Annotated in this window: 8 protein-coding genes and 1 tRNA gene; 6 read left to right on the plus strand and 3 right to left on the minus strand. The window is 67.0% G+C overall.

What is annotated here, in order from left to right; all coding sequences use genetic code 11:
• Positions 1-56: 56 nt before the first annotated feature.
• The gene (locus tag N0K08_RS20850; RefSeq protein WP_261502336.1) at positions 57-1,325 is read left to right on the plus strand and encodes a glycosyltransferase; all 1,269 of its coding nucleotides are present in this window, start codon (positions 57-59) and stop codon (positions 1,323-1,325) included.
• A gap of 144 nt (positions 1,326-1,469) precedes the next feature.
• Positions 1,470-1,859 (plus strand): hypothetical protein, encoded by a 390-nt coding sequence (locus tag N0K08_RS20855; RefSeq protein ID WP_261502337.1) that lies wholly within the window; start codon positions 1,470-1,472, stop codon positions 1,857-1,859.
• Between the two features lie 90 nt (positions 1,860-1,949).
• Here the strand turns inward: N0K08_RS20855 and N0K08_RS20860 are convergent, their stop codons facing one another.
• Entirely contained in the window at positions 1,950-2,717 is a 768-nt protein-coding gene (locus tag N0K08_RS20860) for a class II aldolase/adducin family protein (protein WP_408642991.1), read from the minus strand.
• 842 nt (positions 2,718-3,559) lie between these two features.
• Here N0K08_RS20860 and N0K08_RS20865 point away from each other — a divergent pair.
• The 4 genes from N0K08_RS20865 to N0K08_RS20880 all read left to right on the plus strand — a co-directional run bounded on the left by N0K08_RS20865 (position 3,560) and on the right by N0K08_RS20880 (position 14,638).
• Complete coding sequence (locus tag N0K08_RS20865; RefSeq protein WP_261502339.1) at positions 3,560-9,898, plus strand: hypothetical protein; 6,339 nt, start codon at positions 3,560-3,562, stop codon at positions 9,896-9,898.
• A 115-nt stretch (positions 9,899-10,013) separates the two neighbouring features.
• Positions 10,014-11,315: a TolC family protein gene (locus N0K08_RS20870; RefSeq protein ID WP_261502340.1), complete on the plus strand. Its 1,302-nt coding sequence runs from the start codon at positions 10,014-10,016 to the stop codon at positions 11,313-11,315.
• Positions 11,316-11,342: 27 nt separating this feature from the next.
• Entirely contained in the window at positions 11,343-13,472 is a 2,130-nt protein-coding gene (locus N0K08_RS20875; protein WP_261502341.1) for an ATP-binding cassette domain-containing protein, read from the plus strand.
• Entirely contained in the window at positions 13,469-14,638 is a 1,170-nt protein-coding gene (locus N0K08_RS20880; protein ID WP_261502342.1) for an HlyD family type I secretion periplasmic adaptor subunit, read from the plus strand. The genes N0K08_RS20875 and N0K08_RS20880 overlap by 4 nt, the downstream gene beginning before the upstream one ends.
• A gap of 131 nt (positions 14,639-14,769) precedes the next feature.
• On the opposite strand, the gene N0K08_RS20885 is transcribed toward N0K08_RS20880, so the two are convergent.
• Both N0K08_RS20885 and N0K08_RS20890 read right to left on the minus strand, forming a co-directional pair.
• Positions 14,770-14,845: transfer RNA gene (locus N0K08_RS20885), tRNA-His, on the minus strand.
• 92 nt (positions 14,846-14,937) lie between these two features.
• On the minus strand, positions 14,938-15,843 hold the full coding sequence (locus N0K08_RS20890) for an electron transfer flavoprotein subunit alpha/FixB family protein (protein ID WP_261502343.1): 906 nt from the start codon (positions 15,841-15,843) through the stop codon (positions 14,938-14,940).
• Between the last annotated feature and the right edge of the window lie 2 nt (positions 15,844-15,845).

Genomic DNA, 15,845 nt, shown 5'->3' on the forward strand with positions numbered 1-15,845 from the left:
TGCGGCCTCTATCTCGCCGCAACCCGCCTTGAGCTTGTTCCCGTGAATCTCCCTCCATGCACAAACCCCTGATCGTTTTCGTCGGCGCCGTCTACCCCAGCCAATACAGCTTGCTGTGCAGCTATCTGCGCGCAAGCGGCATGGCAGACTGCTGGTTCATGACCACGCCAGGCCACAAGGCGAACCATGAAACGGCTTGCGACCACCTGCTGTCCTTCCAGCCCGACGGACCCATCGTCGGCCCGCAAAGCTATTACTACTCCAGCAAGGTGGAGCGCTCCGCCCGCATCAGCCGGGGCGTGCTCAAGGCGCTGCAGGATTTTGAGAAAGCCCAGGGCCGGCGCATTGACGTGGTGGTGGCGCACTCGCTGTGGGGTGCCCCCAACTGGCTTTATGGCGAGCTGCATGCGGCCATCGTCAGCTACATCGAATTCCCCAGCTATCTGGCCCACGGCTGGGACACGGCCTATCCCCCGGATGCATCGCAACGACTGGCCGACCGCAACATGGAAATGCTGCATTTCCACCAGGTGTTGTGCAGCGATCTCACCATCGCCCCCAGCGCACATGCGCGCTCCATGTTCCCGGCGGTGCTGCAAGACCGGATCGCTGTGCAGTTCGAAGGTTTTGACATCCAGCCCCCGCTGCGCAAAAGCCCTGTCGCACGGGTGCAGCCTTTCACGGTGGCGTTTTCCGCGCGCGATCTTTCCAGCGCCAAAGGTTTTGAAACCTATATGCGCCTGGTTGATCGCATGGTACGTGAAGGGGACGCAAGGAACGCGCGCTTTCTGGCCATAGGCGACCCCACGGCCTCCAGCTATGGCTATGAACAGCAATGGGTGGAGCGCCGCTACAGCGGCAAGGTGGCCAGCTTTCGCGATCATTTGCTCAAGGTCTACCCTGCGGCGCAGGTCGTCGAGTTTCCTGGCCGATTGCCCTATGCGGAGTTCTCCGACATGCTGGCGGACGTGGACTTGTTTCTTTATCCCTTGCGCCATGGCGTCGCCAACTGGGGGCTGATGGAAATCCTCGCCCGAGGCGGCTGTGTCATCGGCTCCAACTGGGGCTTCACGCCCGAGTTGGTGCAAAACGATGTCAACGGCCTGCTGCTTCCCGACAATGACGATGCATGGATCAACGCCATTCGCGCGCTGCGCGCCGACCCGGCCCGGCGCGCGCGCTATCGCCTGGCCGCGCAGGAAACCGGCAAGCGCTATCACATCTCCAGTGTCGCTCCGCGTTTCATGGCCCTCTTCCAACGCGCCATGGTGCAACGGCAGACGCCATTGACTCCAGCATCCCATGCGCACCGCTGCACGCCCTGATGGGCCGCAGGCCCATCGAATTCGGGCTGCGTTCCAAGCGTTCACGGCTTGGCCGTTGCCAGTCAACCAAACGCTTGCGAAGGCGTTTAAGGAAAAGAGCCTCACCTATTTAGGCTCTTCAGAGCAACTCCAGAAGGAATTTCCATGACATCTCAACTCCGCGTATTGGCAGTGACGGTTGGCTTATTCTGTGCTGCGACAAGCTTTGCTCAAACGGCCGCCCCTGCGGCCGCTCCGGCAGCAAAACCCGCTGCAGCAACGAGCGCCCCGGCTGCGGCGCCCGCGCCAGCCGCCCCCATGGCGAAACCCGCCGCACCCATGGCAAAGACGCCTGCAGCGCCTGCGGCAAAAACACCCACCGCGGCCGCGGCGGGCGGTGGAAACGGAAAAGTATGGGTGAACTCTTCCTCCAAGACCTACCACTGTGAAGGCTCGAAGCATTACGGCAAAACCAAGGCCGGCGAGTACATGTCAGAAGCCGATGCCAAGGCCAAGGGCAACCACGCCGATCACGGCAAGGCCTGCGCCAAATAACGCAAGGCCGGCATGGCCTCATGAAAAGGGCGCCACGAAGGCGCCCTTTTTTATGGCCTCATGGTTGCGCGCTGAGCGCCAGGCCGCAGTTCACAGCTTGTAGCTGTCATCGATGCGGTCCAGCCGGCGCAACAGCGCCGGCCAGGCCAACGAACCTCCCGCGCCGCGCGTGACTTCGCGCGCTTGCTGGATCGCCGTCGATACGATGGCTGCATCGATACCGACGAGCTTGCCGCCGCCCGCCTGGGCCCGCACCTGGATGTCGCAAGTGCGCTCGAAGGTGTAAAGCCCCTGAAAGGCGTTGGCCACGTTGCTCCCGACCGTGAGCAGACCATGGTTGCGCAGCATCAGGAACTGGTTTTTCCCCAGGTCAGCGACCAGTCGTGGCTTCTCGTCGTCACGCAGCGCGACACCTTCATAGTCGTGATAACCCAGCGAGGCCAGCACAAAGATCGACTGCTGGGAAATGGGCAGCACGCCCCCCTCCTGCGCCGACACGGCCACGCCGTTCAGACTGTGCACATGGAACACGCAATTCGCATCCTCGCGGGCGGCATGGATGGCGCTGTGGATGGTGAATCCCGCCGGGTTGATGTCATAGGCCGACGGCATCACCTTGTGGCCCTGCAAGTCCACCTTGACCAGGCTGGATGCCGTGACTTCCTCGAACGTCATCCCGTAGGGATTGATCAGAAAGTGGTGGTCCGGTCCGGGCACCCGCGCGGACAAATGCGTGAAGATCAAATCGTCCCAGCCGTGCAGCGCCACCAACCGATAAGCCGCCGCCAAGGCCACACGCTGTGCCCATTCTTCCGCGGACACCTGCTCCCGTACCGACTCGTGCATGTTTGTCTCCATCGCTATCGTCTCCTGTTGAAAATCTGCTGCGGACCTCCCCGGGAGAGTAGTCGAACCACTGCCCCATGGCCAGCACCGCCGTTTCGGCAACTGAAATAGCAGCTGCGGGCGCCTTCAACACCCGTCGCCCCACCGTGACGGCAACAAACATCGCCGCAGGGAATGGCGCTTGCCGCAAGCCCAGTGATCCGTGCCGACCGAACTGCGCGCAAGGTTGCCAATTTTCAAAAAGTAACAGTTTTTACGTATTGTGCGGTATAACCCCTGAGCGACTTCAGTATTCAAAACAGCCCAATCCACGTCAAAGAGACCAAAAAACGGTCTCACCGCAATTTCTCGCAAACATCAAAAACCCAGTGCTTTCAGCAAATGCACTGCGCCGAAAGCCCTCAATGACTCCCATTTCGACTCCAGCACAGGTTTCCGTTGCGGCCATTAATAGCGCCCCAGTGCAGCCAACAGCAGGCAATTTCCAGGCGATGGCAAAAAAAATGCCTGGTGCAGGCAACAGTAAACGCAAGCTGCTGGACGAAGACGGACTGACACCATCGAATGATGTCTACCAGGTCGCGCAAGCTGACAGCATTGTGGATGTCACGGGCAGCGCCGACACCGCCAACGTATCGAGCGTCAGCAGTGCTGGCTTGGCGGCGGACGGAGCAGCGGGAGGAGCAGCCGGCGGAGCAGTTGGCGGAGTACTAGGGGTTGCAGGTGGCCTGGCTCTGGCAGCCGGTGCCGTGGGTTTGGCGGCAGGCGTCTCGGGTTCCGGCAGTTCAGGCGGATCAAGCGGCACCGGTGGTGGTACGGGCACGACGCCCCCCCCTCCATCTGTCGTCACCACATTGACCGATGCCAAGGTGCTGGCGGCCGCTGCAGCGGTCAATGCCGCCAATAGTGCAATGGCCGACGATGCCATGGCAGCCAGTGCCGCAGCCAGGGCGACGGCGTCGCAGGCCGCGGCGGATGCCGCCATCCGCGACGACCAGTTGGCTGCACAGACGGCGTCTGATGCCGCTGTCGCCTTGAATGCCGCCAATAACGCCATCCATGACGATGCCGTAGCTTTTGGCGCCGCAACGGCAGCGGCCACCGCGCTGGCGGCAGCCGGCGCAGCCAGCCATGACGACAATGCGGCCGCAGCCGCGGCAACCAGGGCGGCCGCCGCTCTGGTCGCCACCACATCGGCACAAAATGACGATGCCGCCGCCGCCACGGCCGCCGCCAGCGCCGCCACCGCGCAGGCCGTCGCCCAAGCCGCCGAAACGCAGGCGAACCTGACCGACGCAGCAGCGCTGCAATTGATCGCCGACGCGTCCGATGTCCTCGCCGCCGCCGCCAATACGCAAGCAGGCCTGAACGATGCCACCGCTCTGGGCACCGTCTCGGCCAACGATGCCGCCGCCGCCGCCGCCGCCAAGGCGCTGGCCGATGCCACGGATGCCGCCGCGCTGGCCCTGGCAGCGACCGCCGCCGCCAACATGGCCGTAGCGGCCGGCATACAGGCCAGTCTGACCGATGCCGCCGCCCTGACCCTTATCTCGGATGCCGATGCCGCCGCCGCTGCGGCAGCGGCCAGCCAGGCCAATGCCACCGACGCCGCCGCCCTGACCGCCGCCGCGAATGCAGCCGCCGCGACGGCAGCCAGTGCAGCGGCAGCGGCCAATGCCACCGATGCGGCAGCCTTGGGCTTCACCGCAAGCAACGCTGCAGCCGTGGCCGTAGCAGCCAGCAACCTGGCGGGTCTCACCGACGCTGTCGCTCGGACGATGGCCGCGGACGCCGCTACCGCCATTGCCGCCCGGGATGCCTCGATCGCCAGCGCCACCGATGCCGTGGCCTTGCAGGCAGCTGCCGACGCGGCCGCCACCAACGCGGCCAATGCCCAGACGCAAGCCAACATGACAGACGCGCCCACGCTGGGCCTGATCGCCGGCGCCGTCACGCAGGCGGCGATCGCGGCGCAGTTCCAGGCCGACCTGAGCGACGCTGCCGCGCTGGCCGTGATTTCCAACGCCGACGCCAACGCCTCAACGGCCGCCACCGGTCTGGCTGACAACACGGATGCCGCCGCGCTCGACGTCGCTGCCGCCGCTGCCGCCACCGCGGCCGCGAGTGCCTTGGTGACAGCCAAGCTGAGCGATGCCGCCGCCCTGCAAATCACTGCCGATGCGGCCGCCAACCGATCCGCCGGCGCCAGCGCGCAGGCGGCGCTGACCGATGCGGCCGCACTGAAAATCGTCTCCGACGCCGACGCCGACGCGGCACTGGCCGCGCAAGCCACCGCCGACCAGACGGATGCTGCCGCCCTGGCCGCGGCCGCCGCGGCCGCCGCGGATCACGCGAGCAACCTCCAGTTCGTGGCCGATGGGACCGATGTCGTGGCCCTGCAGCAAGCTGCCGACCAGGCGGACGCCGATGCGGCAGCCGCCGATGCGCAAGCCAGCCTGCTGGACGTCGACGTCGCGCTCAATGCTGTCAATCTCGCCAACCTCGCCGCCCTGGCCACCAAGGTCACGGCTGACCAGACCAGCGTGATCGACCTGACGGCCACGGTCAATGCCTTGCAGCTGGATGCCGATAATGCCGATTTCGATGCCGGACAGACGGATGCCGACGCCCTTGGCCTCATCTCCAGCGCGGATGCGCTGGCGGCAGCCACCTCGCAGACCACCGCCAACCTGACCGACGCCGCCGCGCTCGCTGACGTCGCAGCTGCCGCCGTATCGGCGGCTGAAACGGCTGCGCTTCTCGGCGGGATTGATATCTCGGCCCTGAGCGCAGCAGTTGCGGCACAAATCGCCGCGATCGCAGCACAGACCACCGCCGCACTCACCGATGCCGGCGCGCTGGGCGTGGTTTCCACCGCCGACGCCGCCGCCGAACTCGCCGCCCAGGCCGCAGTCACCTCGCTGACCGCCGCCAATACGCTGGCACAAAATACCCTGACAACAGCACAATTCGTCGCCAACCAGACCGATGCCGCGGCCCTGGGCCTGGTGTCCTTGGCCGCCGATGCCGCCGCCGCCAACGCTGTAACGACCGCCGGCCAGACGGACGCCATCGCGCTGAGCCTCGTCTCCACCGCCGATGGGCTGGCGGCCGCCTCGGCCGCCAATCTGGCAGCGCTGACGGATGCCACGGCGCTGGGACTGGTCTCCACGGCCAATGCGACCACGGCCGCCGCCTTGCAGGCAACGGCCAATCTGACCGACGCCACCGCCTTGGGTCTGATTTCCGCCGCCGCCGACGCCGCCGCCTATGCGGCGACGAATATCGCCAACCTGACCGATGCCGTGGCGCTGGGAACCGTCTCGACGGCCGCCACGGCCGCCGCCAACGCAGCAGCCGCCACCGCATCGCTCACCGATGCCGTGACACTGGGCCTGGTCGCCACCGCCGAAGCTGCCATGGCCAGCGCCGCGCAAGCCACGGCCGGTCTGACCGATGCCGTGGCACTGGGCCTGGTCTCGACGGCCGCCACCACAGCCTCCAACGAAGCTGCCGCCACCGCCAACCTGACCGATGCCGTGGCACTGGGCACCGTCTCGACGGCCGCCACCGCCGCTGCCAATGCGGCAGCCGCCACCGCCAACCTGATGGATGCCGTGGCCCTGGGACTGACCGCCTCCGTCGATGCGGCTGCGGCTCACGCCGCGCAAACCACGGCCAATCTGACCGATGCCGTCGCCCTGGAGCAAGTGGCAGCGATCAATGCCACCGCGTCGGCGCAGGCCGCCGCCACTGCCGCCCTGACCGATGCCGTGCTTCTGGCTACCGCCCACACGCTTGACGACACGGCGGCCACCGTGGCCGCCACCCAGGCCGCGCTGACCGATGCCGCCGCGCTGACCAGCACCGCCAACAACGATGCCGCGAATGCCGCATCCCTGGCCGCCTATTCCGCCGCCCATCCACTCGACCTGGTGGCGGCGCTGGCAGCAATCACAGCCGCCACCACGGCGAGCTTGTCACACACCGCCGCGCTGGCAGCGCAGGCCGACGACGCGGCAGCCGCCTCGACGGCGGCCACGGCGGCCGCATCGCTGACGGCCCTGAACCAGGCGATCGCCGCCGACAATGCCGCGACCTCTGCAGCCACGCTGGCGCTGACTTCGCAGGCGAATGCCACTGCGGCACAGCTCGACGATGCCGCCGCGGCGACCGCCGCTGGCGTCGCCGCCACCTCGCTGGCAGCGGCCCAGGCCGCGCAAGCGGCCGATGCGGCCGCCGCTTCGACGGCAGCATCGGCGGCCAACGCCCTGGCGGCCCTGAATGCGGCACTGCAGGCCGATGCCAATGCGGCCGCCACCGCCGCTACCGCCGCGACGGCAAACGCTGCCACGGCCGCAGCCGTCGCCGACGATCTCGCCGCGGCCACGGCAGCCAGCACCGCCAACGCCTCGCAAGCGGCCGCACAAGCGGCGCAAGCGGCCGACAACGCCGCTGCCAGCGCCGCCACCATCGCCGCCAACGCCCTGGCCGCGCTGAATGCGGCGCTGGCCGACGATGCGGCCGCCGTCGCGGCAGCGCTCAACGCCACCAACGCCGCAGCCGCCGCCAACGCTGCCACCGCCGCCGACACGGCTGCCGCAGCCGCCGCCGCCACAGCCGCCATGTCGGCCGCCGCCACGCAGCAAGCGCAAGCGGACGATGCCGCCGCCGCTGCCGCTGCCCTCACGGCCGCCATCTCGCTGGCCGCCACCCAAGCCGCGCAGGCCGCCGATCTCGCCGTAGGTACGACCGCGGCAACGGCAGCCAGCGCGCTGGCCGCGCTGAACCAGGCCCTGGCCGACGACAACGCCGCCGCCGCGGCAGCCACTGCGGCCAACAACGCGCAAGCGGCCCTGAATGCGGCCACGACGGCACTCAACGCGGCCGTATTGGCAGCCAGCATCTCGCTCGCTGCCAGCGATGCAGCCCTGGCCGCCGACGCCACGGCGGCAAGCACGGCGGCCGCTGTGGCGGCCGCACAGATCCTTGCCGACGACGCGCTGATGACCGACGCCGGCCTGGCGGCCCTCGCCACGCCTGCCAACAACGCACTGGCCGCTGCCAGTGCCGCGCTGGCCGCCGACGCCGCCGCCGCCAGCGCCGCGCACACGGCGGCGCTCTCGGCGGCCGCCACGCTGGCCGCGCAACAGGCCGACACGGCGGCCATCAATGCCCACGCCGCACTCAACGCGGCCATCGCCAACCTGAATGCCGCAGTCACAGCCGATACCAACGCCCTGGATGCCGACAATGACAGGACGCTCAAGCTGAACCTGCTCGCCGCCGCGCAAGCTGCTGACAATGACGCGGCCCAAGCCTATGCCAATGCGGCCGCCGCCCATGCGGCCCTGGCGGCGGCGCAGGCCGATGATGCGGCGGCGGCCACTGCGGCCGCCACTGCGGCATCGGCGCATGCGGCGGCAGTCATCGCACAGGCTGCAGACAGCGCCGCGGCAGCGGCGGCGGCGCAAGCAGCCCTGTCGCAGGCCGCCGCGCTCAACGCACAATCGGACGATGCCACGGCGGCAGTTGCTGCCACGGCAGCCGCCGCTGCACAAGCGGCGCTGAACACGGCCCTCGCCGCCGACGCCGCTGCTGCCGACGCTGCCATCGCGGCAGCCGCCGCCCAGCTCGCGGCGCAAAATGCGCATGCCGATGATGCCGCCGCGGCAGCGGCAGCAGTAGCCGCCGCCATTTCCCTGGCCGCCACTCAAGCGGCCCAGGCGGCCGACGCGGCAGCCGCCGTGGCGGCGGCGAATGCCGCCAATGCCCAGACGGCGCACGACAACGCCGTCGCCGACGACCAGGCCGCCGCCGCAGCGGCAGCCGCCGCATCGGTAGCGCAAGCAGCAGCCACGGCTGCGGCCGCTGCCGACGCCGCGGCCGCAGCCAGTGCGACGGCGGCCGCTGCCGCACTGCTGGCCGCGCAGCAAGCACAGGCCGAGGATGCGGCTGCGAACCTGGCGGCGGCAAATGCCGCCTCCGCAGCGGCCGCACACAGTGCAGCCATCGCCGCCGATGCCTTGGCAGTCAGCACGGCGGCAACGGCGGCCAGCGCCTTGGCAGCGGCCACGGCAGCCCAGAACGACGACGCCGTTGCAGCCGCGGCGCTCTCCCAGGCCGCCATCTCGCTGGCCCTCACGCAGGCGGCTCAGGCCGACGATGCGGCAGCTGCGGCGGCCACCCTCGCCGCAAACAACGCGGCAGCAGCCGCGCTCGCCGCCCATGCGGCAGATGCCGCCGCGCCCCTGGCACAAGCACAGGCCGACGCATCCCTGCTGGCCTTGCAGGCCGCGCAAGCCGACGATGCGGCGGCCGCCAACGCGGCAGCAGCCGCCGCGCAAGCACACGCCAATGCCAATGCCGCCTCTGCCGACGATACCCAAGCGGCCCAGGCCCGCGCCGACGCCCAGGCCGCCGATGTCGTCCTGGCACAGGCGAATGCAATCGCCGCGCTGACAGACGCCAACGCCCTGGCCCTGGTCTCGGCTGCGGACGCCGCCAACGCCACCAACGCCCAAGCCCTGGCCGACCTGACCGACGCCACAGCCCTGGCCACTGCCGCAGCCACTGCCGCAGCGGCAGCAGCGGCCGCGGCGCATACCGCCGACCTGACGGACGCCAGCGCCCTGCAACTGGCAGCCGACGCGGCAGCCGCCGCCGCCCTGCAGGCGCAGGCAAAAGCGGACCTGACGAATGCCACCTCGCTGACGGTCGCGGCGGATGCCGATGCTGCCGCGGCGGCCGCGGCCCAGGCGCTCGCCGACCTGACCGATGCCAGCCAGCTGTTCGTGCTGGGCCAGAATGCCCTGCACAACCCGCTGACGGTGACCGACTTCCACACCGGTCTGCCGACAGCAGGCGGCGACGTGATCGACATGTCGGGCATCGCCCACCTGACGGCATCCGCGGCCGTGGGAGTCAATCTGCACACGGACTTCGGCGCCGACAACCTGTTCATCTTCGACAGCACGGCCGTGTCCATCCAGGACGCCGCCAGCGCCATTGCAGCGGACAACAGCGTCTTGTCCGGACAGGGTTACATCGTCATCGCGGATGCGCAAAACAATGGCGCCGTGACGGTCTACCACTCGAGCGACCTCAGCAACGCACACGCTATCGATACGGCGCTGGTGCTGCTCGGTAGCGTGAACATCTCGCAGCTGACAGCGGCCAACTTCCATATTTGAAGCCCAAGGCCGTTGCAACTACGCAAGAAGGAGCGCGGGTGCCGTAAGCCCGCGCTCCCCGTCGCCCTGCAATACCGATTGAAGACCCATAGGCCACAGGCCAGAAAAATGCCGGATGAGATTCCGTAGTTTCCAAGTATCGCAACCACTGCGGCGCAGCTGGCGCGCCATCCTTTCCTCTGTCGGCATCCTGCTGGCAGCCGCCTCACCGCTTGTCGCTGCCCAAGAGGCGAGCGCCTGGAACTTCGACCAGATCCTGCAGCAGGCGCTGCAAAGCCATCCCGCCATCGCAGGCAAGCGTTCAGCGCAAGATGCTGCGCGCGCCGAGCTCGACGGCGCGCAGTGGCAGCGCTTTCCAAGCCTCTCGGCCGAAGTCCCCACCGGCTCTCGAGAAGCGAGCGGCGTGCTGCGCATCGAGCAGCCGCTATGGAGCGGCGGGCGCATTGACGCCGGCATCGACGCAGCCGGCCGCCGGGTGGATGCGGCGGGAGCGTCCATCGACGAAGAACGCCTGAATCTCTCCTTGCGCGTGATCGCCGCCTACACGGAAGCGCTGCGCCAGACGGCCCGCATGGATTCGGCCGAAAAAGGCCTGGCCGAGCACCAGCGCCTGCTGGACATGATCAAGCGCCGCGTGCTGCAGTCGGTGAGTTCGCAAACGGACCAGCGCTTGGCCGAATCGCGCATGTACCAGGCAGCCAATGATGTGTCGAATGCGCGCCAGGCGCTGGACAGCGCTTTGGCGCAGTTGTCGCAGCTCACGGGGCGGCCCGTGCGTCTCGTCAACAGCGCCGGCGTGGGCGTGGGCGAACCACTGCCAGGCGCCAGCCTGGAGCGCGTCATGCACCAGGCCATTGCCTACTCCCCCACCCTGCGCCGCCTCGATTTCGAAGCCCAGGCGGCCGAATCCGACATCCACCTGCAACGCTCGGCGTACATGCCCAAGGTGGTGCTGCGCATGGAAAAACCCACCGGCGGCATCAACACGGACAACCGCGCTCGCGCCATGTTGCTGTTGCAGATGCAGCCTGGTGCCGGCCTGTCTGCCAAGGCCGGGGTGGATGCGGCCGTGGCCAAACGCGAAGGCGTACGCGCGGCGCACGAAGCGGCCGAGCGCGACGTGCGTGAACGCTTCATTCTGGACTGGAACGAGGCACAAGCGAGCCGGCAGCGCCTGGGCAACGCGGGCGAGGCGAGCACGACATCCAGCCAGGTGTTTGAGTCGTATGCGCGCCAGTACGTGATCGGGCGCAAGAGTTGGAACGATGTGCTCAACGCCGTGCGCGAAGCCACGCAAGCGCAGTTCGCGCTGGAAGACACGCGGGGACAGGCCATTGCCGCCAGCCTGCGTCTGGCCGCGCAGACCGACACCCTGTCCAACCGCATGGCGCCCGCCACAGCGATCCGCGCCCAGTGACACGACAGAACACGACGAGACGACACCATGAATACCCCCATCAAGCACGGCTTGCTGACACTCATCGACAAGGCCGCCCGCTTGACAGGTCAGCACCTGGCCGCAGCCCGTCTGGCGAGCTTGCAGCGCCCACTGGAACAGCTCCCTGAAGAGGGAGAGCCCGGCGCCCTGCTGACATCGCTCTGGCAGGCCGCGGGACTCGATGGCGCGGCGCGCGTACTGAACGCACCCACGCCGGGTGAACTGCCGTTTGCCGTCTACACCCCCCGCACCGGCTGGGGGCTGCTGCAATCGCGCGGCGCCGACGGCATCTGGCGCGGCGAAGGCATTGATGGCCAGGCCTTGCAGCTGGCTTCCCTAAGCGACCTGGTCTGCGTGGGCCTGCCCCAACGCAGCCCCCAGGATGCCGCTCCACCCAGCGCCCTGGGCCTGGTGCGCGACGCGCTGTGGCTGAAGAAAGGCGTGTTTTTCGACGCCGTACTGGCCACCACGCTGGTCACCCTGCTGACCATGGCCGCCTCGCTGTTCTCCATGCAGGTGTATGACCGCGTGATTCCCAACCAGAGCTTCAGCACCCTGTGGGTGCTGGGGGTCGGCGTGACCCTGGCGATAGGCCTGGAATTCATCCTCAAGCAGGTACGCAGCCGCATCGTCGACCACTCCTGCAACGAAGTCGACCACCAACTGTCCGAGTGGTTCTTCCAACGCATGCTGGGCATTCGCATGGAAGCACGGCCGGCCTCGGTGGGTACCTTGGCGGCACAGGTGAAAGGTTTCGAGATGGTGCGCGGCGTGCTCACTTCCACCTCGCTGTTCGTGCTGACGGACGTGCCTTTCGCCTTGATCTTCCTGGTCATGATCTTCGTCATCGGAGGCCCGCTGGTGGTGGTGCCGCTGGTAGCCCTGCCGCTGGCCCTCGCGTGCGGCCTGATGTTCCAGCGCGCCATCCACGGCCATACGCGCAAGAACCTCAATGCCAGCAACCGCAAGGCCGGTCTGCTGGTCGAAGCCGTCGATGGCGTGGAAACGCTCAAAGGCAGTGGCGCCGAATGGATGATGCAGTCGCGCTGGGCCGGACTGGTGGCCGAGACCAGCCATGCGGAACAAAATATCCGCGACTACGCTGCCCTGTCGCAAAACATCACGGCAGCCTTCCAACAGCTGACCAACGTGGCGCTCATCTCCATGGGAGCCTGGTTCGTGGCCGAGAACCAGATGACCATGGGCGCACTGATGGCCTGCACCATCATCAGCAACCGCGCCCTGATGCCCATCGTGCAACTGCCCGCCGTGATGGTGCAGTGGGCGCATGCGCGCGCCTCGCTGGACGGCCTGGAGCAAGTCATCAGCCTGCCCAATGAGGCGGACAACGCAGCGTTCTCGCTGACGCCGCGCAGCCTCGAGCCCGGCCTGCGTTTCGAACGCGTGCGCTTCACCTACGGCGGTGCGCAGAAAGTGGCGCTGGACGTGGAAGCACTGTCCATCCGACCTGGCGAGCGTGTCGGCCTGGTGGGCGTCATTGGTTCGGGCAAGAGCACCTTGCTGAAACTGGCCTCCGGCATGTACCAGCCGGCCGAAGGCAAGGCCTACCTGGGCGACATGGACATGGCCTTGCTGGCACCACCGGTGGTGCGCGAAATGATCGGCTACCTGCCGCAAGAGGCGCGTTTGTTCAGCGGCACCTTGCGCGACAACCTGCTGCAGGGGCTCGCCGACCCGGGCGAGGAAGCCATCCTGGCAGCCGCGAAACGCACGGGACTGATCGAGCTCATACTCGGCCAGCCGCGCGGACTGGCGCTGGCGATTACCGAAGGCGGCCGCGGAGTCTCGGGCGGGCAAAGGCAGCTGATCGCTCTGACGCGCCTGCTGCTGGCCAAGCCGAGGATCTGGCTGCTGGACGAGCCCACGGGCGCCATGGACGCGAAGACCGAGTCGCGCATCGTGGCGCTGCTGAGCGAACTCGCGGACGAAGGCGTGACCATGGTCGCCACCACGCACAAGAACGCCCTTCTGCCCCTGCTCGACCGTCTGGTCGTGCTGCAGGCCGGCCGGGTACTGCTCGACGGCCCCCGCGATGTGGTCCTGGCCAGGCTTTCCGGCAAGTCACCGCCGACGGCACCGGTGGCACTGCCCATGGAACAAGGAGCCACCGCATGAAGTTGGACCCAGTGGAAACCAAAAAGAATACGAAACGCGGACGGGTGCTGATCTGGAGCTGTACGGCGGCCCTGACCGGCGTCATCGCCTGGGCATCGTGGGCCGAGCTGGATCAGGTCACACGCGCCAATGGCCAGGTGATTGCCAGCTCGCGCAACCAGGTGATTCAGGTCACCGACGGTGGCGTGCTCGCTGAACTGCGCGTGCACGAAGGCAGTATCGTGAAGAAAGGCGCGCTGCTCGCCCGTTTTGACCGCACACGCGCTGAAGCGAGCTATCTGGAAAGCACGGCGAAGTCCGCAGGCCTGACGGCGGCCGTGGCGCGCCTGCACGCCGAAGTGTTTGGCGGCAGGCCGAAATTTCCCAAGGAACTGCAGGCATATCCGGAGTTCCGCGACAACCAGATGAGCTTGTTCAACAAACGCCAGGGGGCCGTACAGGCTGAAGTCGGCGCACTGGAGAACGCCTTGGCGCTGATCAAGGAAGAGCTGGAAATGAACTTGCCGCTGCTGGAAACGGGCGATGTGAGCCGCGCCGAAGTACTCAAGCTGCGGCGCCAGGTCGTGGACATCCAGGCGCAGATCACGAACCGGCGCAACAAATACCTGCAGGACAGTCAGACGGATCTGGTGAAAGCCCAGGAAGACCTGGCCGGCGTGCTGCAGACCGTCACGCAACGCAAGGAACAACTGGGTTCGACCGACATCTATGCGCCCACCGACGGCATCGTTCGCAACGTGCGTCTGACCACCCTGGGCGGCGTGGCCAAGCCTGGCGAGGAAATCCTGCAGATCGTGCCCACCGACGATGACTTGATCATCGAAGCGAAAGTCAAACCGGCCGACATCGCCTTCATCAAACCCGGCCTGCAGACAGCGATCAAGCTGGACGCCTACGACTACGGCATCTACGGGCGCCTCAGAGGCACGGTCAGCTACATCAGCGCCGATACCCTGAACGAGGACAACAAGGGCAACGAGCAGCCCTATTACCGCGTGCAGATCAAGACCAGCGAACACCAGCTGGTCGGCAAGAACGGCGAACCCATCCTGATCCAGCCAGGCATGACGGCCACCGTGGAAATCAACACCGGACGCAAAACCGTCTTGCGCTACCTGACCAAACCGATAGCAAAGACATTTTCGGAGTCTCTGGGAGAACGCTGATCCAGCGGAACCATCCATGCCCCCCTTGAAGTGTTTCCAGCTTCCGGGGGCGGATCAATATCCAGGCCTGGTCAAACCAGCGTTTCAGACAAAAAAAATAGCGCCAGGGGTAAGCCTGGCGCTAAATATTCTGGGGTGGCTGATGGGGCTCGAACCCACGACAACAGGAATCACAATCCTGGACTCTACCAACTGAGCTACAGCCACCGTAGATTTCGATTATAGCGTGTCTTTTATGGCATCCGAACAAACCGGCAGCAAAAATTCATCCCGGCAAGCCAAGGCACCGGCATGCACGTTCAAACGCTCGCGACCAGCTCCGGCACGGCGCTGAACAGATCGGCTTCCAAGCCGTAATCGGCCACCGAGAAGATAGGCGCTTCAGGGTCCTTGTTGATCGCCACGATCACCTTGGAGTCCTTCATGCCGGCCAGATGCTGGATCGCACCCGAGATGCCGGCCGCGATGTACAGCTGCGGCGCGACGATCTTGCCGGTCTGACCGACCTGCAAGTCGTTGGCGGCGTAGCCTGCGTCCACGGCAGCGCGCGAAGCACCGATGGCCGCGCCCAGCTTGTCGGCCAGGGGCGTGATCACTGCGTCGAACTGCTGCTTGCTACCCAGCGCCCGGCCGCCGGAAACGATGATCTTGGCGGCGGTCAGTTCGGGTCGGTCATTCTTGGCGATTTCGCTGCCAAGAAAGCTGCTCTGGCCCGCGTCCGTCGCGGCAGCAGCGGTTTCCACGGCGGCCGAGCCACCGGAAGCCACAGCAGCGTCAAAGCCAGTCGTGCGCACAGTAATGACTTTGGTGACATCGCCGGATTGCACGGTGGCAATGGCGTTGCCGGCGTAGATCGGGCGCTCGAAAGTGTCGGCGGCGATCACCTTGGTGATGTCGCTGATCTGCGCCACATCCAGCTGGGCGGCCACGCGCGGAGCCACGTTCTTGCCGCCAGCCGTGGCCGGGAACAGGATGTGGCTGTAGTTGCCGGCACCACTTCCCTGGAGAGCCAGCACTTGGGCGGCGACATTCTCGGCCAGGCCGTGGGCCAGGCTTTCGCCGTCGGCGTGAATGACTTTGCTCACGCCAGCGATCTGGGCGGCGGCAGCGGCGGCGGCGCCGGCGTTCAGGCCGGCCACCAGCACGTGCACATCACCACCGCAAGCGACAGCGGCGGTGATGGTATTGAGGGTCGCGGGCTTGATGG

This window comes from Acidovorax bellezanensis (assembly GCF_025421555.1).
In the GTDB taxonomy this organism is placed as follows: Bacteria; Pseudomonadota; Gammaproteobacteria; order Burkholderiales; family Burkholderiaceae_C; genus Comamonas; species Comamonas bellezanensis.